Annotated in this window: 22 protein-coding genes; 14 read left to right on the forward strand and 8 right to left on the reverse strand. The window is 73.6% G+C overall.

All coding sequences use genetic code 11. From position 1 onward, the window contains the following. Position 1: 1 nt before the first annotated feature. Together ACNNMR_RS02435 and ACNNMR_RS02440 are read right to left on the reverse strand one after the other, a co-directional pair. Positions 2-1,741 (reverse strand): acyl-CoA dehydrogenase, encoded by a 1,740-nt coding sequence (locus ACNNMR_RS02435; protein ID WP_419992808.1) that lies wholly within the window; start codon positions 1,739-1,741, stop codon positions 2-4. Next, the gene (locus ACNNMR_RS02440; protein ID WP_419992809.1) at positions 1,738-3,543 is read right to left on the reverse strand and encodes a fatty acyl-AMP ligase; all 1,806 of its coding nucleotides are present in this window, start codon (positions 3,541-3,543) and stop codon (positions 1,738-1,740) included. The genes ACNNMR_RS02435 and ACNNMR_RS02440 overlap by 4 nt, the downstream gene beginning before the upstream one ends. Before the next feature lie 305 nt (positions 3,544-3,848). On the opposite strand from ACNNMR_RS02440, the gene ACNNMR_RS02445 reads away from it, so the two are divergent. The 4 genes from ACNNMR_RS02445 to ACNNMR_RS02460 are packed head-to-tail and all read left to right on the forward strand — an operon-like array spanning position 3,849 to position 8,648. After that, positions 3,849-6,461 (forward strand): BTAD domain-containing putative transcriptional regulator, encoded by a 2,613-nt coding sequence (locus ACNNMR_RS02445; protein ID WP_419992810.1) that lies wholly within the window; start codon positions 3,849-3,851, stop codon positions 6,459-6,461. A gap of 50 nt (positions 6,462-6,511) precedes the next feature. Then, positions 6,512-6,733 (forward strand): hypothetical protein, encoded by a 222-nt coding sequence (locus tag ACNNMR_RS02450; RefSeq protein WP_419992811.1) that lies wholly within the window; start codon positions 6,512-6,514, stop codon positions 6,731-6,733. Further along, positions 6,730-7,653, forward strand: coding sequence for a hypothetical protein (locus ACNNMR_RS02455; RefSeq protein ID WP_419992812.1), 924 nt, complete (start codon positions 6,730-6,732; stop codon positions 7,651-7,653). Before ACNNMR_RS02450 ends, ACNNMR_RS02455 begins: the two co-directional genes overlap by 4 nt. Next, on the forward strand, positions 7,650-8,648 hold the full coding sequence (locus ACNNMR_RS02460) for a hypothetical protein (RefSeq protein WP_419992813.1): 999 nt from the start codon (positions 7,650-7,652) through the stop codon (positions 8,646-8,648). Before ACNNMR_RS02455 ends, ACNNMR_RS02460 begins: the two co-directional genes overlap by 4 nt. On the opposite strand, the gene ACNNMR_RS02465 is transcribed toward ACNNMR_RS02460, so the two are convergent. The 4 genes from ACNNMR_RS02465 to ACNNMR_RS02480 form a co-directional block, all read right to left on the reverse strand. Then, a complete protein-coding gene (locus tag ACNNMR_RS02465) occupies positions 8,600-11,326 on the reverse strand; it encodes an AAA family ATPase (protein WP_419992814.1) in 2,727 nt (908 codons plus the stop codon). The two genes, ACNNMR_RS02460 and ACNNMR_RS02465, sit on opposite strands and share 49 nt — an antisense overlap. A gap of 119 nt (positions 11,327-11,445) precedes the next feature. Beyond that, positions 11,446-12,264: a metallophosphoesterase family protein gene (locus ACNNMR_RS02470; RefSeq protein ID WP_419992815.1), complete on the reverse strand. Its 819-nt coding sequence runs from the start codon at positions 12,262-12,264 to the stop codon at positions 11,446-11,448. Between the two features lie 13 nt (positions 12,265-12,277). Next, positions 12,278-13,390, reverse strand: coding sequence for a ParB/RepB/Spo0J family partition protein (locus ACNNMR_RS02475; RefSeq protein ID WP_419992816.1), 1,113 nt, complete (start codon positions 13,388-13,390; stop codon positions 12,278-12,280). Positions 13,391-13,461: 71 nt separating this feature from the next. Then, a complete protein-coding gene (locus ACNNMR_RS02480) occupies positions 13,462-14,121 on the reverse strand; it encodes a ScbR family autoregulator-binding transcription factor (RefSeq protein ID WP_419992817.1) in 660 nt (219 codons plus the stop codon). A 361-nt stretch (positions 14,122-14,482) separates the two neighbouring features. Between ACNNMR_RS02480 and ACNNMR_RS02485 the strand changes: the two genes are divergently transcribed. Genes ACNNMR_RS02485 through ACNNMR_RS02530 form a run of 10 tightly spaced genes read left to right on the forward strand, consistent with a single transcriptional unit; the run spans position 14,483 to position 23,392 of the window. Further along, the gene (locus tag ACNNMR_RS02485) at positions 14,483-15,187 is read left to right on the forward strand and encodes an AAA family ATPase (RefSeq protein WP_419992818.1); all 705 of its coding nucleotides are present in this window, start codon (positions 14,483-14,485) and stop codon (positions 15,185-15,187) included. Between the two features lie 49 nt (positions 15,188-15,236). Next, the gene (locus tag ACNNMR_RS02490; protein ID WP_419992819.1) at positions 15,237-15,845 is read left to right on the forward strand and encodes an AAA family ATPase; all 609 of its coding nucleotides are present in this window, start codon (positions 15,237-15,239) and stop codon (positions 15,843-15,845) included. Positions 15,846-15,858: 13 nt separating this feature from the next. Next, entirely contained in the window at positions 15,859-16,578 is a 720-nt protein-coding gene (locus ACNNMR_RS02495; protein ID WP_419992820.1) for an AAA family ATPase, read from the forward strand. Positions 16,579-16,606: 28 nt separating this feature from the next. Continuing rightward, positions 16,607-18,103 carry an MFS transporter gene (locus ACNNMR_RS02500; protein WP_419992821.1) on the forward strand — a complete coding sequence of 499 codons (1,497 nt, stop codon included), beginning with the start codon at positions 16,607-16,609 and terminating at the stop codon, positions 18,101-18,103. Beyond that, positions 18,100-18,540 (forward strand): ester cyclase, encoded by a 441-nt coding sequence (locus tag ACNNMR_RS02505; RefSeq protein ID WP_419992822.1) that lies wholly within the window; start codon positions 18,100-18,102, stop codon positions 18,538-18,540. The genes ACNNMR_RS02500 and ACNNMR_RS02505 overlap by 4 nt, the downstream gene beginning before the upstream one ends. Positions 18,541-18,551: 11 nt before the next feature. Then, the gene (locus ACNNMR_RS02510) at positions 18,552-19,433 is read left to right on the forward strand and encodes an FAD binding domain-containing protein (RefSeq protein WP_419992823.1); all 882 of its coding nucleotides are present in this window, start codon (positions 18,552-18,554) and stop codon (positions 19,431-19,433) included. Beyond that, positions 19,430-19,915, forward strand: a complete 486-nt coding sequence (locus ACNNMR_RS02515; RefSeq protein ID WP_419992824.1) for a (2Fe-2S)-binding protein — start codon at positions 19,430-19,432, stop codon at positions 19,913-19,915. Before ACNNMR_RS02510 ends, ACNNMR_RS02515 begins: the two co-directional genes overlap by 4 nt. After that, entirely contained in the window at positions 19,912-22,239 is a 2,328-nt protein-coding gene (locus tag ACNNMR_RS02520) for a xanthine dehydrogenase family protein molybdopterin-binding subunit (RefSeq protein WP_419992825.1), read from the forward strand. The genes ACNNMR_RS02515 and ACNNMR_RS02520 overlap by 4 nt, the downstream gene beginning before the upstream one ends. A 17-nt stretch (positions 22,240-22,256) precedes the next feature. Beyond that, positions 22,257-22,634, forward strand: a complete 378-nt coding sequence (locus ACNNMR_RS02525) for an acyl carrier protein (RefSeq protein WP_419992826.1) — start codon at positions 22,257-22,259, stop codon at positions 22,632-22,634. After that, positions 22,631-23,392, forward strand: a complete 762-nt coding sequence (locus ACNNMR_RS02530; RefSeq protein ID WP_419992827.1) for a 4'-phosphopantetheinyl transferase family protein — start codon at positions 22,631-22,633, stop codon at positions 23,390-23,392. Before ACNNMR_RS02525 ends, ACNNMR_RS02530 begins: the two co-directional genes overlap by 4 nt. Here ACNNMR_RS02530 and ACNNMR_RS02535 read toward each other — a convergent pair. Next, on the reverse strand, positions 23,370-24,128 hold the full coding sequence (locus tag ACNNMR_RS02535) for a thioesterase II family protein (protein ID WP_419992828.1): 759 nt from the start codon (positions 24,126-24,128) through the stop codon (positions 23,370-23,372). The two genes, ACNNMR_RS02530 and ACNNMR_RS02535, sit on opposite strands and share 23 nt — an antisense overlap. A 10-nt stretch (positions 24,129-24,138) precedes the next feature. Further along, positions 24,139-25,164 (reverse strand): AvrD family protein, encoded by a 1,026-nt coding sequence (locus ACNNMR_RS02540; RefSeq protein ID WP_419992829.1) that lies wholly within the window; start codon positions 25,162-25,164, stop codon positions 24,139-24,141.

Consider the following 25,164-nt stretch of genomic DNA (forward strand, 5'->3'; position numbering starts at 1 on the left):
GTCAGTAAGGCAGCGGGGTGTTGTAGAGGTCGAAGCCGTAGCCGCCGCCGAAGCGGGCCAGCACCTCCTGGTGGACGCGAGCGGCGCACTGCGGGGGCAGTTCCACGTCCCGGAAGCCGAGCCGGCCGGTGATGCGATGCAGGGCGGCCGCCGCCCACGCGGGGTCGGCGAGGAACGGGTCGACTACCGGGTCGCTGTGCCACCAGACCCCCAGGACGGCGGCCCCGGCGAGGACCAGGATGTAGCGGTCGACCAGCGCGAACCAGGCGGGGTTCGCGGCCCTTTCGGTGCCGACGGGCTCCAGGTCGAGCACCCGGTGGCGCAGATCGCTCAGTTCGGCGACGAGCAGCTGCGCCAGGGTGCGCAAGGTCTGTTCCACCAGGCCGCCGCCCGGCATCGAGTCGGCGACGGCGAGCAGTGAGGCGCTGAGGCTGTCCCGGTGGCCGGCCAGGGCCAGCGCGTCGTACGAGAAGGCGGGCAGCTTCCCGCCGCCCGGCTGGAACAGCGCCGCGGGGGCCGGGTCCTCGACGAACCACGACCGCCGGGCCAGCGGGCCGAGCTGCGGAATGATGGTGGCCTGGCAGGCGGCGGTGCCGGCGTGGCCGAGGCTGATGATGGGCACGTCCCTGAGGTGCTTCTGGAATACCCCGACGGTGCCCTCGCGGGTGTAGAGCTGGGATCCGAGCACGGTGGCCAGGTCGTACATGGTGTCGCGCAGGACCTTCGGCAGCAGCGACTTGATCGCCGCCGAGTAGATGCTGGCCTCGGCCGGCCGCAGCTGCAGCGACCGGGTGGCGATCACGGCGAGGCAGTCGTACAGCAGCAGATTGACGAAGGCTCCGGTCAGCGTGCCCGCGGAGTTGTCCGGCCGGGCGGCGTCGCCCGCGTTCAGCCCGGGCCGCAGCTCGCGGTCGACCCGTACGGCGGTGCGCAGCGACGTGTCGACGCCCGCCACCACCAGGGAGGCCATCAGGGTACGGCTCATCTGGAAGGACAGCTGCGAGGTGACGATGCCGCTGCCGGCCGGGCCGAGCAGGGCGTCGTCGGGGATCGGGCAGCCGGTGAAGCGGGCGCCGGTGCTGAAGTAGCCGCGCAGCCCGACCGAGTCGCCGGACGGCCGGCGGGTGATCCGGTACCGCTCCCGGGGCAGCTGCCGCGGATCCAGCAGCAGCGCGGAGTAGTTGCCGCTGCCGCGGTCCTCGGCGGTACGGCAGAAGAGCACCAGCGCCTCGGCCCGGTCCAGGTTGTTGATGACGGGTTTGGCACCGGTGACCGTGAGACGGCCGCCCGCCCGGTCCGCGCGCACCTGGCTCCGGACGAAGTCGTTGGTGTGCGCCGTCTCGTGCTGGGCGATGGCGGCCTTCGCGCCGCCCAGCAGGCGGTCGGCCAGCCAGCGCTGCTGCGCGGCGCTGCCGCGCATCCACACGTCGGAGGCCGCCATGAAGGTGGTCATGCCGTAGCCCATGCCGAGCCCGACATCGCGGCGGAACACCGCGCGCACCACACGTAACAGCGTCTCCGGCGAGTCGAACCGGCCGCCGAGCCCGCGCGGCACGAACTCCTCGTTCATCCTGAAGTCGTCCAGCACCGCCTCGGCCTCGGCGCAGACGACGCCGGCCCGGTCGGCGGCCAGCAGCCGGGCGTGGCCCGCGGGGTTGGCGGTCTCGGCAGGATCCCCGAGCGTCCGCTCGATGCGGTCGATCCGCATCTGGGCGGGCGGGGATACGGCCGGAGCGGTCACCGCAGGGCGCCCCGGCCGGACGGCGGGCCCTGCCGGAGCAGCTCGTCGCCGAGTCCGGTCTGCTGCGGCCGGATCAGCCTGCGCACGGCGGGGTCGAGCACCTCGTACAGGCTGGGGAGTTCGCCGCTCAGGAACAGCTTGCGGGTCAGGGTCCGCTGCAGCTTCCCGCTGGTGGTACGGCGCAGGTTGCCCGGCCGGACGAACACCACGTTGCCCGCCGGCACCTCGAACTCGCGGCCGATGAGGGCCTGCACCCGGCGGGCGAGCGAGCGCAGCCGCTCCCAGTCGGCCTGCTGGACCCGCACCTCGTGGACCACCACGAGCTGTTCGCGCTCGGCCTGCACCGTGAAGACGGCACCGTGCACCGAGCCGAGCGCGGTGGAGACTTCACGCACCGCCCACTCGATGTCCTGCGGGTAGAGGTTGCGGCCGTTGAGGATGATGACCTCTTTGAGCCGGCCGGTGACGTACAGCTGCCCGTCGACGAGTGCGCCGAGGTCGCCGGTGCGCAGGTAGCGTTCGTCGCTGCCGGCCAGGCTCGCGGTGAAGGTGCGGGCGCTTTCGTCCGGGCGGCGCCAGTAGCCGCGGGCGACGCTGTCGCCACGCAGCCAGATCTCGCCGACACCGCCGGGCGGCAGCTCGCGCCGGGAGGCGTCCACGATGCGCACTTCGTACTCGTCCGCGGTGCCGCTGCCGACCAGCTCGCGGGTCGGCGCATCGGGACGCGGCTCCCGCAGTTCGCCCCGTTCCAGGCCGTCCGCGTCGACGGTGCGCCGGTGATGTCCGCGACCGGGCTCGCCCCCGGATACGCACAGGGTCGCCTCGGCCAGCCCGTACGCGGGGAAGACGGCCTCGGCGCGCAGGCCGGCCGCGGCGAACCGGCTCGCGAAGGCGTCCAGCGTCTCCGGGCGGATCGGCTCGGCGCCGTTGAGGGCCACCCGCCAGCGCGACAGGTCGAGGCTTTCCAGCTGCTCGTCGGTGACCCTGCGCACACACAGGTCGTAGGCGAAGTTGGGGCCGCAGCTGATGGTGGTGTCGTACGCGTCGATGGCGCTCAGCCAGCGCACCGGCCGCTTGATGAAAGAACGGGCGGGCATCTGCACGGCCCGGGCGCCGAGCCACAGCGGGTGCAGCAGCTGGGCGATCAGCCCCAGGTCGTGGTAGTGCGGCAGCCAGCTCAGGAACCCGTCCTCGGGGCTTGATCGCACCACTCGGCTGAAGGCGGCCTGATTGGCCAGCAGGCTGCGGTGGGAGACCATCACGCCGCGCGGCTCGGAGGTCGAGCCCGAGGTGTACTGCAGCAGCGCGATGTCGTCCGGCGTGATCCGGGGCATGCGCCACTGGCCGGGGTCCACTGCTTCCTCGGTGTCCGTCGCCATGCACACGGCGTCGCCGCGGCCGGTCATCGCCAGCCACAGGGAGACCTCCGGCGCGTTCGCCGCGTCGGTGAGCACCAGCCCGGCGCCGGTGTCGCGGATGATGCCGGTGACCCGGCGCATGCGCTCCTTGCGGTCCCTCGGCAGCGGCGCGGGTACGGCGATCGCCCCCGCGTACAGGCAGCCGGCGAAGGCCTTGAGGAACTCCTGCCCTGACGGGTACAACAGCAGCACCGGCTGCCCCTGGGCGCGACGCTCTCGCAGCCGTACGGCAATCGTCCGGGCGGCGGCGTCCAGTCCGGCATAGCTGAGCGTCTGCGCCATGGCGTCCGCGTCTTCGGGCAGGAACACATGGGCCTCGGCCTCTTGCAGGGCTCCGGCCCGTTCGACGAGGACTTCCGTGAACGTCAGCGGCGTCGATGTCAAGGTAGCTCCCTCACAGCGAACTCGGTACGGCCCACGCAGTGTCCGCAGGTCAGCTAAAGAGAACCTTGCGGCACCCGGTCCTTGCCGCTCTCCCGGTGAGCCGGCGGAATTACGGGGCCACGCTGTCCGAAATCGGGGTGGCCGGGGTCCTACTGTGTGCGGTGCTCCGCGGGGGGAGCAAAGGTTCCTGCACCGCGGCGCGACCGACGAGGAGCGGTATGCGATTCAGGGTGCTGGGACCACTGGATGTGAGGACGGCCGCGGACACGCGAAGCGTGACTCCGCGCGCGTCCAAGGTCAGAGTGGTGCTCGCGACCCTGCTGATCCGCTCCAACGAAGTGGTCTCGGTCGACGGCCTGATCGATGAGCTGTGGGGCGACGGGCCCCCCAGGACCGCCATGACCACGCTGCAGGTCTACGTCTCGCAGCTGCGGAAGATGCTCCCGGAGGTCGTGCCCGACCTGGGCCGCGAGGCGCTGCTGACCCGGTCCCCCGGGTATGTGCTGCGCGTCGACCCCCGCGAGCTGGACCTGTCCGTATTCGAGGAGCTGCACCACACGGGGCGGGAGGCCCTGGAGCAGGGCGAGCACGCCCGCGCCGCCGACCTGCAGCGCCGGGCGCTCGACCTGTGGCGCGGTCCGCTGCTGTCCGACACCCCGCACGGCAGCCTGCTGCACAGCATGTCGGTGCGGCTGAGCGAGGTCCGTATCGCCGCCCTGGAGCAGCGGATACGGGCCGAGCTGCAGCTCGGCCACCACCAGGAGCTGCTGGGCGAGCTGCAGTCACTGTGCGCGGAGCTGCCGATGCACGAGGAGTTCCACGCCCACCTGATGGTCGCCCTGTACCGGGCCGGCCGGCAGGCCGACGCTCTCCAGACCTTCAGCAGACTGCGCCGCACCCTCGTGGACGAGCTGGCGATCGAGCCGGGGCGGCGGCTGCAGCAGCTGCACAGCCGCATTCTGACGGGCGATCCGGGGCTGCTGCGGCCGGCGGCCGGACGCGCGACGCGGCAGGACAATGGCGCCGGACGGCAGTCGGTCGCGGTCGCCGCGCCGCCGGCCGGCCGGGCCCGGACGGCGGTGGAACTGCCCGCCTTCGACCCGCTGTTCACCGGCAGAACGGGAGAACTCGACCGGATCGCGGGCTGGATGCACGACCTCCCCGGCGGCAGCCTCGCCCAGCTGACCGGCCCGGCCGGCGCCGGCAAGACCGCGCTCGCCGTGGCCGCCGCCCACCGGGCGCGCGAGACCTTCCCGGACGGCAGGGTGCTGATCTCGCTGCGCGCCGCCGACGGCCGGCCGCTCAACTCCACGCAGGTCATGGCCCGGCTGCTGACCGCGCTCGGTGCGCCGCAGCCGCTGCCGGTGCCGGTGGCGGAGCTGCGGGACATCTTCCGGCAGCTGACCGAGAGCCGCCGACTGCTGATGATCTTCGATGACGCGCCCGAGGCCGCGCATCTGCGTCCGCTGCTGCCGCTGCCCGGCGGCTGCGTCGGCCTGATCACCTGCCGGGCGGCCCTGCCGGGCCTGGGCGGACACGTCTTCCCGCTGGACGCGCTGAGCGGGTCCGACGCGCGGCTGCTGCTCGCCGCCGCCGCGGGCCGCCCGCTCGATGAGGACGCTCCCGAACCCACGCGGCGGCCCGCCCCCGCCGAGCCGGACGCCCTCGCCGAGATCGAGGAACTCGACGCTCCCGAGCCGCGGGACGGCTGGGCGGAGCTGGCCGCCCTCTGCGGCGGCTGGCCCGGCCTGCTGCGCGCGGCAGGAGCCCGGCTGGCCGCCCAGCGGCACTGGTCCGCGGCCGACCTGGCCGATCGGCTGCAGGCACCGGAGACCCGCCTCGCCGAACTCCGCGGCGGCGACGAGGAGTACTGCGCCGCCGTGTGCGCGGTGTACGACGCGGCGCCCGAACCGGCGCGCCAGGCCGCCCGGTTGCTCAGCCTGCTCCCGCCCGGAGCCATCTCCCACGCCGCCGCGGCCTGTGCGCTCGGCACCCGCCCCGAAGGGGCCGAACGCACCTTGCGCTCGCTGGTGGCGGCGGGTCTGCTCGGTCCGCAGCCGGGCGGCCGCGGCTTCCAGCTGCCGGAGCCGATCCGGCTGTGCGCCGCCGAGCGGCGCGCACAGGAGGAGCCGACGGCGTGGGAGCGGGCGGCCGTGGCCCGGCTGTGCGCCGCGGCGGCCGACCACGCCGCGACCGCGCAGCGGGCCGCCCGCATGGACGGCACGCATCCGCTGGACTGGTTCGCCCGCCGCGAGGGCACCCTCGTCGACCTCGCCGAGCAGGCGCACAGCGCAGGCCTGTGGTCACAGGTGGTACGGCTGGCGGACGCGCTCACCGCCTTCTTCGAGGCCCGCGCCTCCTGGGACGCCTGGCAGCGCACGCACACCCTCGCCCTGGAGGCCGCGGAGCGGTCGCGGAACACGGCGGCCCGCGTGCGGATGCTGCGCTCGCTCGGCGACCTGGCCTGGCAGCGCCACCGCCCGGCGGTGGCCGACGACTTGTACCGGCGCGCCCTGGAGGCCGGCGGCGCCGAGAGCGGCCGGGCGCTGGCCGGACTCGCCGACATCCGGGCCGGGGCCGGCGCGTACGACGAAGCGAGCCGCCTGGCCACATCCGTCCTCGGTGCCTCGCCGGAGGACGCCCGCGGCTGCTACGAGGCCCGCCGCGTGCTCGCACTGCTCGCCCTCGATGCCGACGGGCCCGCGGCCTGCCGCCCGCACTTCCAGCAGTGCCTGGACCTGGCCGGGACGCTGGGCGACCGGCACCTCGAGGCGTACGCCCGCCGCTGGCTGTCCCGCCTCCAGGACGGCCGGGCGCAGGAAGGGTGGCGCGAGGTCCGTCCCGGCGTCTGGCGGACCGTCACGCCCCGGCCGGATCCGCTCAAGGCAGGCGAAAGGCGCACACAACCCTCGCTTTAACCGTCGCCGGAAGATGGCTCTGTACCCCCCGTACACCGACAGGAGGAGCCATGTCCGCCTCAAGTCACAGCCAGTCGTCCTGGCACGAGAACGACGACCCGTCCGCCGTGTCCCAGGTCCCGGAACCGGACAGCGAGCAAGCGTCGGACGAGACATCGGCGGGACCGCGCTATCAGTCCATGACCACCCCCACCGACCTGGAAGAGCTCGCCAAGGACATCCGCGACGAGATGAACTCCATGGACGACGAGGGGCCGGCCCCGCGCGGGTGAGCCACACCTTCGACGCCGCCACCTCGGCCCGGGTAGGCCTGATCCGCGCCTGCGTTCCGGCGCTGCAGGTCTACGCCGAGCACCGCCGCGCCCTGCACCGGCAGGCGGTGCTCGGCCGCGGCCCGCTGCTCGAACCGCTGCTCGCCACCCGGCGGATGAAGCTCGCCCGGCTGCGCGAACTCGGCTGGCTTCGCCGCCTGTCGGACGCCGCACACCGGCGGCTGCGCCAGGTCCTGGCCTTGCGGCAGTACGCGGATCTGCTGCCGCTCACGGCCCGCGACCTGGTGAAGCTGATGGAGCTGCCGCTGCCCTTCCTCGCCGACCGCGCGGTACTGGGGCACCCGACGCACGCCCCCGCCGCCGAGCTGCTGCCGCGGCTGCCATTGCTGCGCGCCAGGGCCCGGCAGATCCGCGGCATCCTGGAGGCGTCGTCGCTCGACGAGGAGGGCACGCCGTTCCGCAGCGAGCCGGGCGACGACGGCCAACTCGTGCTGCACGGCCAGGACGCCCCGACGATCGAGGCGCTGGCCGGCGTGGCGCACGAGGTCGGGCACTGCCTGTACGAGCGGGCCCGGCCGGTGCGCTCCACGCTCGGCCAGATCGCCTCCGAGCGGTTCGCGCAATACCTCGAGGAGCGGGCCACCGACGCGTACTTGAGCCGCCGCGGCACCGAGCGCGAACGCCGCGCCTGGTGGGTCTACCAGCGCCGCGTCGATGCCGTGAACCTGCACTTCTTCACCGTGGAGCGGGCCCTGATCTACGGCTCGGCGCCCGTGGGCGAGCTGATGCCGGAACCCGCCACGGTGCTGCGCGAGTCGCTGTTCACGCTCCCCGGCTATCAGGTGGTGTATGCCCACGCCTCCCTGTCCCGGCTGCCCACCGCATCCGTCAGCGTTTCGCACCCAGGAGGAGCCCGTTGACCACGACCACCGGCGCGCCGACGCCGCCCGATGCCGCCCGGCCCGACAGCGCCTGGGGGCTCAGCACCCCCGACGCCGTGCGCTCGCGTTACGCACGGCTGTACACGGCCGCCACCGGCACCACCGCCGGCTGGGCGGGCGGCGACCGCCCGCTGCCGCCGTATCTGTGCCGGCTGCTCAACCGCGCGGAACCGCTCGGCCAGGCCGCCGCCGCGCCGCATGCCGTGCTGGGCACCGCGGCCGATCCGCTGGTGGCGGTCGGCACCGGTCCGCTGCGCCTGCGCTACGCCACCGGCATCGCCCCTCACCTGCTCAAAGCCGTGGGCCTGACGGAGGTACGGGCGGTGACGCCGGGCCCGAAGACCACCGCACGGCTGACCGCGGCCGCCGACACCCTGCCGGGGCTGCTGCCCGAGGCGGCGGCGGTCGTGGCCCGGTATCTCACGGCGCTCGTGCTGCTCAAGCCGGCCGGGACCCGGCTGCCGGCGGGGCCGACGGGCACGATGACGGCCTCCTGCACCTTCACCGGGCTGCCGTTCACGGCCTTCCTCTCCGGCCTCGGCCTGCATCACATGGTGCCGTCCTTCATGTTCTCGCAGCCGAGCGTGTACACCCTGCAGGAGTCGCTGTACCACGAGGCGCTGCGGCTCGCCCTCAACGAGGAGCAGCGCCTCGTCGCCCACTTCGACTCGCCGGAGAGCCGGGATGCCGTCGTCTACGTCTCCTGGGAGCGGGACTGGCGCACCGCCGGGGAGTGCCTGCACATGCTCTACGTGTATGTGCACCTGGCCCGGCTGCGGATGGCGGCGCTGCGGCTGGGCACGGGGCCGAAGGAGCCGGTGCTCGGCGAGGCGCTGCGCTCGGTGCTGGGCTGCGCCCAGGAGCTGGCCAACAGCCTGGGCGGGATGCGGTATCTGTTCAGCGAGGCGGGCCTGGAGCTGCTCGACTACGCCGAAGGGCTGCTGCCGCCGGGCGAGATGGAGTCCTCCGGCTGATCCGCCTCGGCTGCTTCGCCCTGGTGGAGATCCACGGGTAATTCGCCGCGGCCGGAGACGCCCAGCTTCCGGTAGGCCCGGCTCAGGTGCTGCTCGACGGTGCCGATGGTGACGTACAGCTTGGCGGAGATCTCCCGGTTGCTGTGTCCCACCGCGGCCAGGGCGGCGACCTGCCGCTCGGCGCGGGTGAGCAGTCCGGCCCGGCCGGAGCCGGATGCGCGTGGCCAGCCGTCGCCGGCGGCCGCACGGCGTTCGGGCAGGATGCGGTCGCACAGCGCCTGTGCGCCGCAGTCCGCCGCCAGCTGCCAGGCGCGCCGGGCGACGCTGCCGGCCCGCTGGCCCTCGCCGGTCAGCTGCAGCGCCTGCACCAGGTCGGCGAGAGCGCGCGCGTGTTCCAGCCGGTCGCCGCAGCGACGCAGCTCGGTCATGGCGCTCTGCAGCAGCGGCGACCGTTCGCCGGGCGGTGCGAGCATGGCCCGTACGCGCAGGCTGACGCCCCGCACCCGGGGGGTACGGCCGTCCGGCAGCGCCAGCTGTTCCTCGACCAGCCGCTCGGCTCGCCGGTGCTCGCCGAGCTCCGCCAGGACGGCGGCCGCGTCGGTGCGCCACGGCAGCTGCTGCGGAGTGTCCAGGCCCCAGCGGCGGGCCAGCCGGCCCGCCTCCGCGAACTCCGCGAGCGCCGCCCGGGGCCGGCGGGTGCCCGCGTAGTGCAGTCCGCGGGAGCGCAGGTAGTCCAGCGCGTACGAGGTGGTGTACAGCTCGTCGGGGGCGGGCAGTTCCAGGCTGCGGGCGGCCGCCTCGTGGCTGCCCATTGCGGTGAGGGCCGTGACCTCGGCCGCCACCAGCCCGTACTGCAGCAGCCCGGCGCGGGCGCCCACCGCCTCGGCCGCGGCGGCCGCCTCGTGCGCGGCCGACCTGAGGTCGCCGGTGCGTAACAGCACCTTGGCGTGCTGCAGGCCGACGGCCGCGTACCAGCCGGGTGAGCCGCCGCGGTCCGCCTCGGCCTTGAGCTTCTGGCACCACACGAGGGCACGGTCCGCGCAGTCGGCGTGGATCAGGGCGCGAATGGCCTGCAGCATCATGTCGAAGGTGCTGTGCGTGAGCGGGGTGTCCTTCAGCAGCCGCTCGATGGCGTGCTCCTCAGCGCCCGTTGCCGCGTCGGGCCACATCACGCGGGCGGCGGGGAGCCCGCCGGCGGCCGGCGGCCGGGCCGGTGCGGGCAGGCCGAGCAGTCCGTGCGGCGGATCGTCGGCCTCGCTCTGCTCCCGCTCCCGCTCGGCGTACCCGCCTGCCTCGGTGGCCGGGACGATCGCGCCATGGGTGAGCAGCAGCCGGGCGAGGACGGCGGCGCTCCGGCCGCCCAGCTGCCCGCCGCGGAGGGCCGCGACCGGCCCCTTCAGATAGCGCTCGGCCGCGGCCGGGTCGGTACGGCCCGCCAGGCCGGCCAGCCGGAGCTCGACGGCGACGCGGTCCGCGGTCGTCCCGCACAGCTCCCGGGCGAGGTCCAGGCAGCTGATGGCATACCCGCCGTCGTCGTCCAGCAGGGCCTGCCTGGCGGCTTCGTTCAGCACGGCGACCGTCCAGCCGCCGGGCTCCGCGCGCGCCGCGGTCGTACGGGCCGGCAGCAGGTGGTCGGCGACCACGCCGGGCCGGGCGCCGTGGTCGTGGCGGACGCGCGCGGCCCGCAGGTGGAGTCGGGCGATGCCCGCCGTATCCGTGCCGTCCAGGGCCGCGGTGGCGACGGCCGGGTGGCGCAGGCGACGGCCGTCCGTGAGGCCGCTCGCGGTGAGCAGGGCGAAGGCCCGCTCGGCGGCCGCCGGATCGAGGCCGGCGACGGTGGCCGCCTGTTCGGCGGTGGCGTCCTCACTGAGTACGGCCATGGCGGCGGCCAGTTGGCCGGCCTCGGGGCCGCAGCGGGCCAGGCAGGTGGCGACGGCCTGGTGGAAGGGGCCCCCCGGGGCGGGCTCCGGACGGCGCGGCGCCGCCCCCCGGCCCGGCTCCGGCCGCGCCCGCTCTTCGCTCAGCAGCGCCTTCAGCAGCAGCGGGTTACCCCCGGTGGTGCGCAGCAGCCGCCGGGTGGTTGCGGCGGCGGGCCGGCCGGACAGCTCCCGGGCGGCGACCGCGGCCGTGCCCCGCTCCCCGAGGCGGCCGAGCGTGATACGCGTGAAGCCCTCGTGCCGCAGCAGTTCGGTGATCACCTCGGGCCGGCTGCCGGGCCCCGGGACTCCTGGAGTCAGGGTGAATACGAGCAGCACCGCCGCCTGCCGCAGCCTACGGCAGAGATGCAGGAGGTAGCCGAGCGAGGGCCCGTCGGCGTAATGCACGTCGTCAACGCCCAGCATGACGAAGGAGCCCGCTGCCAACGAACATATGGCGCGGGTGAATTCCGGTGCCGGACGAAGCCGCCGGGAGCTGTTCTCGCCGGCTTCTCCGGCGGGCATTTCGCTCAGCAGCCCGCGCACCAATGCGTGTGGGGTGTCCTGGTCCGCGGCTGAACCGGCCGCGTGCAACACCACGGCTCCCCGGCCCGCGGCATGGTGGGCGAGGTCCAGCAGCAGCTCCGTCTTGCCGCATCCCGGAGGGCCTTCGAGCAGCACGATCGCCGGCTCGCCGCCGGCACACCTCTCGACGCGACGCTCCAGCCGGTCCCACTCCTTCGCACCATGGAAGTGCGTCATTTCACCTCCTGGATCACACCTCCACTGTCCAAGGGGCCGGGGGCGGCAAGCGCCATTCGGCGCCCGCAAGAAGCTGTGTGGCAGCAACTCCTCCCAGAGTCGGCGGGAAAGGAGGGGGATCAGGGAAGGATGATGCGGGCCGCCCCGCCGGGGTGTCCGGCGCGCTGCCATTCGCGGGGATATCCGAGGGAGACCTCACTGAAGGGCACGCCGTCGTATTGACTCGTCCGCGGAATGTGCAGATGCCCGTAAACCATCGCCACCGCCCGGAAGCGCACATGCCAGTTCGCGGTGCGCCGCGTCCCGCACCACTGGGCGAACTCCGGATGCCGCAGCCGCCCGGTGGGCGCCTGCAACAGCGGGAAGTGGTTGACCAGGACGGTGGGCAGCTCCGGGTCGATCGCCCGCAGCCGCCGCTCGGTGCGCAAGACGCGCTCCGCGCACCAGGACTCGCGGCTGGGGTAGGGGTCGGGGTGCAGCAGGAACTCATCGTTGCACACGATGCTGCGGTGGTAGGCCCGGGCCAGCGCGGCGCGCCTGCCGTGGGCGGTGGCGGCCGCGAACGAGTAGTCGTAGAGCAGAAACAGCGGCGCCACCACGACGGGCCGGCCGCTGCCGTGCCACACCGGATACGGGTCCTCGGGGGTGACGACGCCGAGCTCGCGGCAGCCCTGCACCAGGTACCGGTATCTGGCCTCGCCGCGCAGCCGCACCGGGTCGGAAGGGGTGGTCCACAGCTCGTGGTTGCCGGGCGCCCACAGCACCCGCGCGAAGCGCCCGGCGAGCAGTGCCAGCGCCGCCAGCACGTCGTTCGCCCGCTCCCCCACATCGCCCGCGACGATCAGCCAGTCCGCTGCGGTGACGGGCAGCAGTCCGTCGAGAACGCGGCGGTTGGCGGCATGTGACACGTGCAGGTCGCTGATGGCCAGCAGGGGCATGGGCGCAGGGACCTCACGACCGCGGTGCGGAGCCGTCCCCGGGCCCGGGTTCTCCGCCGGCCGTGCCGGTCAGCGCCACGGCCAGCTCCTCCCAGGCGCAGGCGCAGGCGCGGGCCGCGGCCGCCGTCGTCGCCCGCTGGTGCACCGGCACCGAGGACAGCGCGAGGTCCCAGACGCCGGTGGCGGGGAGATGCATGGCCAGCAGCCGCAGCAGCAGCCGTCCGTTGTCCGTGCCGCGCAGTGCCGGGTCCTGGCGCAGGTGCTGGAAGATGCCCTCCAGCGCCGCCGCCGGCTGCCGGTCATCGGCGGAGCGGCCGCCGGCGGCGGGGCTGGAGGGCGGCGCCGGCCGGCGCCTCGGCGCCGCATCCGGCACCGGATCCTCGCCGCGGCGCAGCCGGTCGCGGACGTCGCGCACCGTGCCCGGGGAAATGCCGGCCTGGGTGGCGACTTCGCGCAGGGAGGCGTCCGGTTGCCGAGCGAGGATGCGACCGGCCGTGCGGCGCCCGTCGGAGCTGTCGACCGGCCGTACTTTGCCGTCGCGGCCGATCCGGGCCACCGGCTGGACGGTGTCGGTGCTGCGGCGGCGCAGCGCCGACACGGTGCGTGCGGAGATTCCCGTACGGTTCGCGATCCGGCCGTCGGACCAGTCGGGGTGCGAGGCGATGATGCGGATCGCGGCCGCGGAGCGTTCAGCCGGGGTCAGCGGCAGGCCATGGCCGAGGTTGGCCTCCACGGCCAGGACGAACGCATCCCGCTGCGCCCCGTCGAAGAAGCGGGCCGCGATGTCCTGGTCGCCGCGCAGCTCGGCGGCGCGCAGCCGGTGCATCCCGTCGATCACGCGCATCGTCTGGCGGTGGACGACGATGGGCGGCAGCCCATCGCCGGCCGCGGCCAGCGCCCGGACATGTTCGGGCTCCTCCCCTCCCATGCGCGGGGAATCAGCCGGCAGCAGCGCGGACAGCGGAACTCGCTCGAGGCCGTGCAACCGCGCAGAATGCGGCGGTTGCACAGGGGTCAGCGCGGCGGCTCCCGCGGCCGGCGTACGGACAAGGGTCGTCCGGGTCACCCGGACCCCGGTCTCGTACTGGACGGCAGGCTTGTCCGCCCGCGCCTCGCTGGATTCCATAGTTCGTGACCGTAGCCTTCTCCGGGGTGCCCGAGAACATGCCGCCGGGGATTCACGACGACTACGGCACTTCAGCGCAACATCCCTTCCGGCCGCAGCGATTCCGATTCGCCCGCGATCTCCGGCAGCAGTAGCCGCCAAATGCGCTCCAGCCACTGCCGCGGAGATCCTGCCACCGATGCGGACGGTCCTTCCAACGGCAGGATCTCCGACAGCTTCAGCTGGTTGCGGGCCGAGGGTTCGCAGCCGGTCACGACGTAGGCCACGAGGACGGACACCGCCTGGATGTCGGCGTCCGGGCGCAGGCTGTGATCCGAGCCGGCGCGCAGCAGCAGCCCGCGCATGGGCTGCAGCCATGCGGTGTACCAATCTGCCTGCGGATGGGGGCGGTCGCGCTCCCGCGACAGCCGGACACCGGCCCGCGCGGTGACGTCCTCGTGCAGCAGCCGGGCCAGCACATGGGTGGCGTCGATCACCGACTGCAGGGCCGGAGCCGGGCGTCTGATGACCGAGTCCATGATCTGACGCGTCCGCACGACGGCAAGCTCCTGCACCGCATCCGCGAGGTCGTCCTTGGATGCGAAATGAAAGGAAAGAGCGCCCTTGGTGACACCTGCGTCACCGCTTATCTGGGTCAGCGAGGCGCCCGTGAAACCGTCGCGGTCGAATGCGACAGCAGCGGCCTCGACGAGTGCTTTGCGCGTCCTCTCAGACCTTTCCTGTTTCGCCACGCGCACTCCCAACCCCACCTGAATCGCGGCCTCGATGGAACTTACCAGCCCCCGTGGATCATAGGAAACAAAACCTGCCGTCAGGGATTTTCTTCCATGCTGCCCCGGCACGACGACGGGGTCGACCCCGCGGTCCGGGTTCGCTGCGACTCCTGCGACTTGCCGAAGTAGTACGCGACCGTCCGGCCGCTCGCCAGAACTTCATGTTGGTGACGACAAGCCTGTCCGTGACACTGCGTTCCGCGGCGCTGTTGGACCAGCAGTCTGGGTAACTCCTGGGACCGATGCAATGATTCATGGCGGGTCAAGCCTGCCCGAATTCCTGCCTCCAGCGCGCCCACCACAGTCACCAGGAGCGTCCATGAATCTGTCCATATCCGGGACCTATTCCGTCGGCAAAACGCTCACCAGCATGGCGATAGCGCATCTCACCGGAATCCCTCGCACGGCCGCTCCGACGATGCGCGAACTCCTTCCCATATCGCTCCCGGGAAAGACCCTCGAGGAGTGCAACGGGGCCGAGCTCATCATGCTCATCACCCGGCGGATCCAGGGGCGAGCGGTCGCCGAAAGCCACCTGCCGAACGGCTACATCTCGGACGGCTCTGCCCTGCACGAGTGGTCGTACGCGATGGTGCGCGTGACCGTCGGCATCAACCCGAACGAGTCCGTGAACCTCGAGAACGTCGAGATGACGGACGAGGTCCGCTTCTACGCCGAGGTCATGAAGAAGATCGGCATCCCGGCCCGCCAGCACACCAAGAAGGCGTACGACGCCTTCGTGCACCTGCCCATCGAGTTCCCCATCGTCGAGGACGGCCACCGGCCGGTGAACGAGCGGTTCCGGGCGCTCGCCGAGTCGCTGCTGCTGAAGACCCTGGAGGAACTCGAAATTCCGGTGCACATCGTCGGCGGCACGATCCCCGAGCGGCTCGCGAAGATCATCGAAATCTTCGGCTTCGAACAGAAGATGAGCATCGAGGAGGCCATCGCCAAGGCCGAAGCGGAGTACGCCCTGATCGACACCAGGAATGAACTGGAGCGGGTCGCGGAAACCGTCGCGTGACTTCCACGGCAACGTACGTACAACGCACAGAAGAAACGGAGGGGCGACTGTGAGAATCGCCTTCGTCGGAGCGTACGGAAACGGCAAGACGACACTCACCACCGAGCTTTCCAAGCGGCTCGGTCTCGAGCGCACCCACGGAAGCGCCATGCGTGACCCCGCCGGCGGCAGCCCCAAGGCGCTGGAGGAGACCAACGAGCCGGAGCTGATCCAGCTCGCGGTGCGCCGCTACACCGAGCGGGTCTCCGAGGAGACGCCTCTGCAGCAGGACGGCTTCCTGTCGGACGGCTCTGTGCTGCACGAGTGGGTCTACACCAAGGTGCGGCTGGCCGTGGGCCGGCATCCGGAGCCGTCGGCCGACCTGGACAAGGCGCCCCGGACCAAGCAGACGGAGATCTACGAGGAGGTGGTCGGCCAGCTCGCGCTGCTGGCGAGGGAGCAGGCCCGTACCGGATACGACCTCTTCATCCACTGCCCGGTGGAGTTCCCGCTCCCCGAGGGGCACAGCCCCATCAGTGAGCCGTTCCGGACGCTGTCCGACGAGCTGATGCTCAAGGTCGTGCGGACCCTGGACATCCCACTGCACATCGTGTCGGGGACCGTGGAGGAGCGGATCGAGCAGATCCTGAAGCTCCCCGGCGTGCCCCAGGGTTCGTAGGAGGCGGCACGCCATGCGACTGTCCGTATCCGGCACCTATTCGGCAGGCAAGACCTTCACGTCGATGGCCTTGTCCCACTACACCGGGATTCCGCGCTCACCCGCGAAGACCATCCGCGAGATCCTGCCGGACGCGGTGCCGGGCAAGGCGCTCGCCGAGGTGACTCCGGCGGAGTACCTCCAGCTCGCGGTCCGCCGGCACACCGACCGCGCGGCGAACGAGGCGGTGCTCGGGGACAGCTTCATCGCCGACGGCTCCTCGCTGCAGGAGTGGATCTACGCCGCCGTACGGGTGGACTTCGGGATGGACCCGGGCGCCCATCGGGACGTGCCGCCCCCGAAGACCCCCGAGATGGGCTTCTTCGCCGATGTCACCGCGCAGCTGGGACATGCCTTCCGCCAGCATGTGATGGAGTCGTTCGACGCCTTCGTCCACCTGCGCAAGGAACTCCCGCTGGGGGCGGACGGCCACCGGCCGATGAACGAGAAGTTCCGGGCGGCCTGCGATGACATGCTGCTACGGACGCTCGACGATCTCGGGATGCCGTATCTGGCGGTCAGCGGCACGACGCCGGAGCGACTGCGCAGGATCACCGACCACTTCGGGCTGCCGGTGGTGTGCTCGGTGGACGAGGCCGTGGCCCGCGCCGAGGCCGACTATGCCCAGGTCGACTGGCGCCTGGAGCAGAACCGGCGGCAGAGCGCGGCTTCGACGGCAGCCGCCGCCGGCTGACGCGGCCGGGAAGGAAGCGGTAGAGCTCGTGAGCCACGACACCAACGCCACCGCCCGGGAGCCGGGCACCGTCCCGCACGCCGAACAGGCCGACCGGACGGCGCCTGCCGCTCACGCGCCCTATGCGCGGCGCTGGGCGATGCTGCCGGTCCTCCTCGCCGCGCTGTTCATGACCCAGTTCGACCTCTACGTGGTCAACGTCACCGCCCCCTCGCTCGCGCACGACCTGGGCGCGGGCGAGGCGGCGCTCGAACTCATCGTGGCCGGCTACGGATTCAGCTACGCCAGCGGACTGATCACCGGTGGCCGGCTCGGTGACCTGCTGGGTCCGCGCACCGTGTTCCTGGCCGGTGTGCTCGCCTTCACCGTCGCGTCGCTGCTGTGCGGGCTGGCCCCGACGCCGGGCTGGCTGGTGGCGGCCCGGCTGCTGCAGGGCCTCGCGGGCGCCGCCATGGTGCCGCAGGTGCTCGCGCTGATCACCGCGGCGTTCCCGGCGGCCGAACGCGCCCGCGCCCTGGCCTGGTTCGGCGTCACCCTCGGCGTCGGCGCCGTCGCCGGGCAGGTGCTCGGCGGGGCGCTCCTGCAGGTGGACGTACTCGGCCTGGGCTGGCGGGTCATCTTCCTGGTGAACGTGCCGCTCGGCCTGGCCGCGCTGGCCTTCGCGCCCCGGCTGCTGCCGGCGCTGCGGCCCGGCAGCCGGCCGGGGCTCGATCCGCTCGGCGCGGCCGGCGTCTCCGGTTCGCTCGCCCTCGTCCTGGTGCCGCTGGCCATGGGCCGCGGCGAGGGCTGGCCGGTGTGGTGCTGGGTGTGCCTGGCCGCCGCGGCGCCGGCGATGGCGCTGACGCTGCGCTGGGAGCGGGGGGTGGCCAGGCGCGGCGGACAGCCGCTGCTGGAGCCTTCGCTGCTGCGCAACGGGGTGTTCGTCCGTGGCCTGCTCGTCTGCCTGGGCACCTTCTGCTCGTTCTTCAGCTTCATGTTCGCGCTCACGATGGTGCTGCAGTCCGGCCTGGGGCTCTCGCCCCTGGCCGCCGGTGCCACCTTCACCCCGCTCGGCGTCGCCTTCGCCGGCGCCTCCATCGCCTCCCCGCGGCTCGCCGGCCGGTACGGCGCCCGGCTCGTCACCGGCGGCACCGCCATCGCCTGCACCGGCATGCTCGCCCTGTTCTTCGTCCTGCAGCTGTCCGGCGAGCAGACGAGCGTCGGCCGGCTGCTCGCGCCGATGGTGCTCATCGGCTTCGGCAACGGCATGGCCGTACCGGCACTGACCGGTGTGGTGCTGGCCGGCATCGGCACCGGGCAGGCCGGCGCGGCCGCCGGTGTGCTCACCACCAGCCAGCAGTTCTCCTCCGCCGTCGGCGTGGCGGGGGTGGGCACGCTGTTCTTCGCCGCCCTCGGCTCCCGGCACGGCGTCGGCGGCTACGCGGACGCGCTGCAGTGGGTGGCGGTCAGCGGATTCTGCCTGGCCCTGCTCGCCTGCGCCGCGAGCCTGCTGCTTCCCTCCCCCGTTAAGGAGAAGGCCACATGACCGCCGACGTCCTCGCCGCGCGCAAGCGGAGCATCGCGCTGCTCTTCGAGGAGATCATCACCAACAACCGGCTGGAGCTCGCCGAGGACATCTTCCACCCGGACTTCACCTGGCCGCAGTTCGGTCTGCACGGCCCCGAGGGCGTACGTACCTGGGTGCGGGCCTTCCGTACCGCGTTCCCCGACATCAGCGACATGGTCCAGGAGCAGACCGCCGAGGGCGATGTGGTGGTCACCCGGGTCGAGTGCATCGGCACCCAGCTCGGTCCGTTCCGCGGGCTGCCGCCGTCCGGCCGCAAGGCGACCTTCACCGCCATCGGCATCGACCGCTTCCGCGGCGAGAAGGTGATCGAGCGCGCCGCCCACTTCGACATCGTCGACCTGATGCGGCAGCTCGGCCACACCAGCCTGTCCGTGCCCGCCGTCAACAAGCCGTAGGCGGGCGGCAGATGCGTCCCGCACCGTTCAGGTATCTGCGGCCCGACAGCCTCGATGAGGCCATAGCCTGCCTGCGCCGGTACGGGCCCGGGGCCCGGGTGCTCGCGGGCGGGCAGAGCCTGCTGCCGCTGATGTACCGGCGCCTGGTGCGCCCCGCGGTGCTGGTGGACGTGGGCCGGCTGACCGAGCTGCGGTTCCTCACCGCGCGGCAGGAGGGCCTGCGGATCGGCGCCCTGACCACCCACCGGACCCTGGAGACGGCCGCGCTGCCGCCGGGCTTCACCGCCGTCACCGAGACCGCGCGGCTGATCGGCCACCTGCCGGTGCGCACCCGCGGCACCCTCGGCGGCTCACTCGCGCACGCGGCCCCGGCCGCACAGTGGCCGGTGCTGGCCGTACTGCTGGACGCGGAGATCACCGCAGCGGGTCCGCTGGGCTCGCGCACCCTCAAAGCGGCGGAATTCTTCACGGGCCCGCACCGCACCGCGCTCGGCGAGGACGAGATGGTGGTCGCGGTGAGCCTGCCGCGTCCCGCCCCGAGCGCGGCCATCGCCCAATTCGGCGCGCAGGACGGCGCGATGCCCCTGGTCACCGCGGCCGCCACCGTGGAACTCACGCCCGAGCGCACCGTGTCCGCCGCCCGGATCGTGGTGAGTGGCGTCGAAGGGCGGCCCGTCGCGCTGCCGCGGGCGGCGAAGGCGCTGGTCGGCACCCGCGCCGACGATGCCGCGGTGGCCGCGGCCGCGGCCGCGGTGCCCGGTCTGCTCGATGCGGCGGACAGCCCCCGGGCGCCGGCCTCGTACCGGCTCCGGCTCGCCGAGACCCTCACGGCGCGCGCCGCCCGCGCGGCCACCCGCCGAGCTGCCGCCGTACCCGCAGGGGGGCACGCATGACTGCCGTGGACGTGCAGCTGACGGTCAACGGGCGCCACCACCCGCTGTCGGTGGAGCCGTGGCGCAGCCTGGCCGATGTGCTGCGCCGGGAGCTGGCGCTGACCGGCACCACCGTCGGCTGCGACCAGGGGACCTGCGGCAGTTGCACCGTGCTGGTCGACGGCGCCCCGGTACGCGCCTGCGTGCTGCTCGCCGTGCAGGCGGACGGCGCCCGCGTCGAGACGGTCGAGTCCCTCGACGCCGGCCTCGACGACGGTGAACTCGCCCCGCTCCAGCAGGCCTTCGCCGACGCCGGTGCGCTGCAGTGCGGCTTCTGCACCCCCGGCTTCCTCATGCTCGGCACGGAGCTGCTGCGCCGCAGCCCCTCCCCCGGCGACGACGAGATCCGCGGCTGCGTCGCGGCGAACCTGTGCCGCTGCACCGGCTACGCCCCCATCGAGGCGGCCATCCGCGCGGCCGCCGGGAACGAGGCCGGCGCATGAGCCCCATCGGCGAATCCGTACCCCGGCTGGAGGACGACCGGCTGCTGCGCGGCCGCGGGCACTTCCACGACGACGTGCACCGCCCCGGTCAGCTGTGGCTGCGCATGGTCCGCTCCCCCGTCGCGCACGCGACGCTGCGCGGCGTGGACATCTCCGCGGCCGCGAAGGCCCCGGGCGTGGTCCGCGTCGTCACCGCGGCCAATCTGCCCGCGGGCTGCCGCATCCCGGTCCGGCAGCCGCATCCGGGCATCGACTTCTCCCCCTACCTGCAGCCGCCGCTGGCCACGGGACATGTGCGCTACGTGGGCGAGCCGTACGCCGCCGTGCTGGCCGACGACCCGTACGCGGCCGAGGACGCCGCCGAGCTGGTGACCGGCGACTTCGACGGGCTCCCCGTGGTCCTGGACGCGCGTGCCGCCGCCTCGGGCCGACTGGCCAGCCGGCCCGAGGCGGCGGCCGAGGTGGGGGTCGTCGAGTTCGGCTACGGCGACGTGGACGAGGTCTTCGCCGCCGCCCCGCACGTCGTCGCGGCCGACCTTTCGGTCGGGCGGCACAGCGGCACGCCGCTGGAGACGCGCGGCCTGGTCGCGGATTACGACGAGCGCACCGGGCGGATGACCATCTGGGGCGCCACCAAGGTCCCGCATTTCAACCGCCGGGTCCTCGCGGGCATGCTGTCCCTGCCCGAACACCGCATCCACATGCCGCAGTCGGACGCGGGCGGCTCCTTCGGCATCCGCGGCGAGTTCTATCCCGAGGACCTGCTGGTGCCCTGGCTGTGCTGGGCCACCCGGCGGCCGGTGAAGTGGGCGGAGGACCGCGGCGAGCACCTGGTCGCCGCCAACCACGCCCGCGAGCAGCAGCACCGCATCGAGCTCGCCCTCGACGAGGAGGGCCGGCTGCTCGCACTGCGCGACGAGGGCTGGCTGGACAACGGCGCCTATGTGCGCACCCACGGCGCCGTGGTGGCGACGCTGACAGCCGCGATGATCGCGGGCCCGTACCGGCTGCCGGCCTGCCGCAGCCGGATCCACATCGTCACCACCAACAAGACCCCCATCGGCACGTACCGCGCGCCCGGCCGGTTCCAGCACAACTTCGTCCGCGAACAGGCCCTCGACATCGCCGCCGACCGGCTGGGCATCGACCCGGTGCAGCTGCGCCGGCGCAACCTGCTGCACGGCGGCGAGCTGCCCGCCCGCCGGCCGGTGCAGATCTTCGGCTCCCCCATGGAGCTCGACGGCAGCGACCACCTGGGCCACTTCGACGCCTCGCGCGCCCACTTCGGCTACGAGCGGTGGCGGGCCGAGGCCCGGCTCGCCCGGCGGCGCGGCCGGCTGGTGGGGACCGGCTGCGCGGTGATCCTGGAGAAGGCGGGGCTCGGCCACGACAGTGCGGTGGTGGACATCGGCGTCACCGGTGCGGTGCGGGTCGCGATGGGCGGGGCGAGCTCGGGACAGGGCATCGAGACGGTCATGGCGCAGATCGTCGCCGCCGAGTTCGGCATCGCCGCGGATCAGGTCGCCGTGGTGCTCTCCGACACCGACATCCTGCCCGACGGCGCCGGGACCTTCGGCAGCCGCTCCACCGTGGTCGGCGGGACGGCCGCGAAGATGGCCGCCGAGGCGGCCCTGGCCAAGGCCCGGCGGGTGGCCGCGGCGATGCTGGACGTGTCCCCCGACGACCTCGTGCCGCGGGGCGGCGCCCTCGTGCACCGGCACCGCCCGGAGGTGGCGGCACCGCTGGCGGCGATCGCCGCGGCCGCGTTCACCCCGCCCCACATCCGCGGCGGCGAGGAACCGGGCCTGATCGGCCGCGCCACCTTCGTGGCCGACGGCATGACCTATCCGTACGGCGCGCACTACGCGCAGGCGGAGGTGGATCCGGGCACCGGCCGGGTGCGGCTGCTGCGCTACGCCGTCTCGTACGAGATCGGCCGGGCGGTCAATCCGCGGATGGCGCACGGCCAGTTGCTCGGCGGGACCGTCCAGGGCATCGGCGGGGCGCTGCTGGAGGAGTTCCGCTACGACGAGGCCGGCCGGCCGCTGTCGACCACCCTCGACGACTACCGGTGGCCGCGCGCCGACGACCTGCCCGACATCCAGATCAAGCTGTACGAGGACTCGCCCGCGCCGGGCAACCCGCTGGGGGTCCGCGGGGCCGGTGAGGGCGGTCCCGCCGGCGTCGGTGCCGCCGTCGCCGGCGCGGTGCGCGACGCGCTGCAGCTGCCCGACGGCGTCGGCGCCCTGCCGCTGCACCCGGCCCGCGTGCTGGCCCTGCTGGACCGGCCCACCGCACGACCCGCCGCCCCGACCCGACCGTGAAGAAGGAGCCGCAGCCGATGCCCGATCTGCCCCTGAGCGATACGCCGTACACCTCGCTCGCCGTCCTGCCGGAACCGCCGCTGCGCCCGCCGGTGCCCGCCCCCGACGTGCGGGCGCTCACCACCCTGGATCCGGCGGCCCTGCGGCAGGAACTGGCCCGGTACGTACAGCTGGAGCTGGAGCGCGCGCTGGGCCCGTACGCGGCGGACGGCGGTCCGCCGAGCCTGGCGCAGCTGGGCTCGATGAAGGGCCTGGAGGTCAGACAGCGGATCGCCGAGGCCCTCGGCGTCGACGTCAGCGTGCAGCAGGTGCTGTTGGCACGCAGCAACGACGAGCTCGCCGGGCATCTCGCCTGGCATCTGCTCGCCGCATCAGGGACGGCCGCGGCGGGATGAGCGCCGACCGGCCCGAGGTCTGGCTGCTGCCGCAGCCCGAGCCGGACAGCCCGCTCGCGTCGCTGGACCGCTCGGTGCTGGACGCCCAGGAGCGCCACCGCGCCGACAACTGCCGCCGCACCGCGGGCGGGGTGCTGTACGCGACGGCCCACATCATGCTGCGCCGGCTGCTGGCGGCCGGCCTGGGCATCCCGGCGCGGGAGGTCGCCTTCACCCGCGCGGCGGGCCCGCACGGCAGACCCGAGGTCGACCGCCCGCCCCGCCCGGTGCGCTTCTCGCTCTCCCACACCAACGGCATGGTGCTGATCGGGGTGGCCACGGGCCCGGCCGCGGCGCCGGTCGGTGTGGATGTGGAGCTGGTGCCCGGCTCGGAGACGGTCCGGGTATGCACCGCGGCGCTGCACCCGGATGAGCAGGCCGAGCTCGCCGAGGTGGAGGAAGGGCCGCGGCGGCGGGTGTCCTTCGGGCAGCTGTGGACCCGTAAAGAGGCGTATCTCAAGGGCATCGGCACCGGTCTCGCCCGGCCGCTGGCGGCGGACTACGCGGGAGCGGACCGGCGCCGCCGCCCGGCCGGCTGGACCATGCGGGACATCGCCTGCGGGCCCCAGCACACCGCCGCGGTCGCCATAGCGGGGCCGGAGGCGGTCCGCGTGCGCTGGCTGGCTCCGGAGTGGCTGCTCGCCGACGAGGGCGGCGCGCCCTACGGGGTCGGCGAGCCGCCGGGCGTGGGCGCGCTCATGGCGACCGCGGCGGCGTGACGCCCGGCTGCGCCCGGCAGCCCCCGACGAGGCGGGCCGCCACCTCTTCGGCGCGGTCGAAGAGGTAGAAGTGGCCGCCCGGCCACAGGTGCCGGGCGGCCGGGGCGTGGCTGTAGGCGGACCATCGGCGGAGCAGCCGGGTCGGCGCCAGTTCGTCGTCGACGGCGCCGAAGACGGTGACCGGGGTGCGCAGTGGCGGCGCCGGCGCGTACTCGTAGTCGTCGAGGAGCGACAGGTCGTGCTGCACGGTACGGGCGATCCGGCGCTCCAGGGCGGCGGGCACGGCGGCGCCGTCCGGCCGCCGCGGGGATACGGCATGGTGGTGGCCGACGTGGTCCCGGCGCCGCTCCGCGGCCCGCTCTCCGCCGCAGTCGGCGGGTGCCGGACTGCCGGACACGCCGAGCCACCGAGGCCGGTTGCCCTCGTCCTCGAGCGTGCGGGCCAGCTCGTAGCCGAGGAGGGCGCCCATGCTGTGTCCGAACAGGGCGTACGGGCCCGAGAGTTCGGGCCGCAGCTCAGTGCTCAGATGCCGGACGGCGTCGTGCACCGTCCGGCACCTGGCGGGGTCGCGGTCCAGCAGGCGTCCTGGCAGGTCGGCGCCCAGCACCCGCCATGCGCGCGGCAGGTGCGGCAGCAGCGGGGCGTAGCTCAGCGCGGAACCGCCCGCGTGGTGCAGCAGCACCAGCGTGATCGAGTCGGCCGTGCGATCGCCCGGGCCGAGCACGTGCAGGGGCATGGTCGGCCGGTCACCGGGCGACGGCGGCGGCCTGGGCGGGCAGCTCGTGGGCGAAGCTGCAGCGCAGCGAGGCGCCCGCGAACTCCCCCTCGATCTCCACGCTGCGCCAGGTGCCGCCGCGCAGCGGGAGCAGCCGCTTGCCGGTCAGCGCCGCCCGTGCGGCGGCCGCCGCCTCGGGCCGGTCCGGCAGCGCGGTGGGTACGGCGGCGGCCTCCAGGACGGTTTGCATCATCCACAGGGTGTTGCTGTCGGCACGGCTGATGGAGTCCAGTTCGTACATCAGGACCTGGGCCAGCTGCAGATTGACCACGAAGGCGTCGATCAGGGAGACCGCCGGCTGGGCGTCGCCCTCGATGCCCGCCGGGGCCGGCCCTGGGTCGGGGGCGAAGTGCACATCGGCTCCGGCGGTCAGGGCCTCGGTGTCCACCCGTACGCTCCGGATGAAGTGCCGCCGGTCCTTGAAGGCTTCGCCCCAGAAGCGCTGTGCGCCGGCGCCGAGCGCGGCGTCAAGACTGTCGTGTCGGGCGTCCTGCTCCGCGCGGCCTGTCACGTCGTGCTCGATCTCGCAGCGCACCTTCAGGCTGCCGACGGTGCAGTCGTGCACGGACCGGGAGCGGGCGGGAGTCTCGGGGAGCTGCTCGGTCTTCACCAGTCGAGCCGACAGCTCGATACCGGTCAGGTCCTCCTGCGGGGCGCCGCCGGCCCGCAGGACCACGCGGCACAGCCGCATCCGGGTACGGGCCGGGCCGTCGAGCCGGTAGCCGTGGGCCAGGTGCAGCTCGGCGAGCTGCACCCCGAGGACCAGGGCGTCGATGGTGCTCAGATGCGGCCGCAGGTCGGTGTCCTTCTTGCGCGACCAGTCGGCCGGGTAGCCGACATCGGCGGTGGCGCTGACGCCGGCCCCGGCGGGCGGGGTGACGGTGATGCCGCCGACCTGGTATTCAGCGCGCTGGTAGCCGCGGGAGAAGAAGCGGCTCTCGCCGGGGCCGAGGTAGTCGTCGATCGACTCCAGCAGCAGCTGCTGTCCGGTGCCCAC

The sequence above is a fragment of the Streptomyces boninensis genome (assembly GCF_048572725.1).
GTDB lineage: Bacteria > Actinomycetota > Actinomycetes > Streptomycetales > Streptomycetaceae > Streptomyces > Streptomyces boninensis.

Bases quoted from the DNA above. Each gene is read 5' to 3' on its own strand.
- ACNNMR_RS02510 (WP_419992823.1), top strand. From the start codon at position 18,552: ATGCGTCCCGCACCGTTCAGGTATCTGCGGCCCGACAGCCTCGATGAG.
- ACNNMR_RS02530 (WP_419992827.1), top strand. From the start codon at position 22,631: ATGAGCGCCGACCGGCCCGAGGTCTGGCTGCTGCCGCAGCCCGAGCCG.
- ACNNMR_RS02485 (WP_419992818.1), top strand. From the start codon at position 14,483: ATGAATCTGTCCATATCCGGGACCTATTCCGTCGGCAAAACGCTCACC.
- ACNNMR_RS02520 (WP_419992825.1), top strand. From the start codon at position 19,912: ATGAGCCCCATCGGCGAATCCGTACCCCGGCTGGAGGACGACCGGCTG.
- ACNNMR_RS02525 (WP_419992826.1), top strand. From the start codon at position 22,257: ATGCCCGATCTGCCCCTGAGCGATACGCCGTACACCTCGCTCGCCGTC.
- ACNNMR_RS02505 (WP_419992822.1), top strand. From the start codon at position 18,100: ATGACCGCCGACGTCCTCGCCGCGCGCAAGCGGAGCATCGCGCTGCTC.
- ACNNMR_RS02495 (WP_419992820.1), top strand. From the start codon at position 15,859: ATGCGACTGTCCGTATCCGGCACCTATTCGGCAGGCAAGACCTTCACG.
- ACNNMR_RS02470 (WP_419992815.1), bottom strand. From the start codon at position 12,264: ATGCCCCTGCTGGCCATCAGCGACCTGCACGTGTCACATGCCGCCAAC.
- ACNNMR_RS02535 (WP_419992828.1), bottom strand. From the start codon at position 24,128: ATGCCCCTGCACGTGCTCGGCCCGGGCGATCGCACGGCCGACTCGATC.
- ACNNMR_RS02465 (WP_419992814.1), bottom strand. From the start codon at position 11,326: ATGACGCACTTCCATGGTGCGAAGGAGTGGGACCGGCTGGAGCGTCGC.
- ACNNMR_RS02515 (WP_419992824.1), top strand. From the start codon at position 19,430: ATGACTGCCGTGGACGTGCAGCTGACGGTCAACGGGCGCCACCACCCG.
- ACNNMR_RS02450 (WP_419992811.1), top strand. From the start codon at position 6,512: ATGTCCGCCTCAAGTCACAGCCAGTCGTCCTGGCACGAGAACGACGAC.
- ACNNMR_RS02475 (WP_419992816.1), bottom strand. From the start codon at position 13,390: ATGGAATCCAGCGAGGCGCGGGCGGACAAGCCTGCCGTCCAGTACGAG.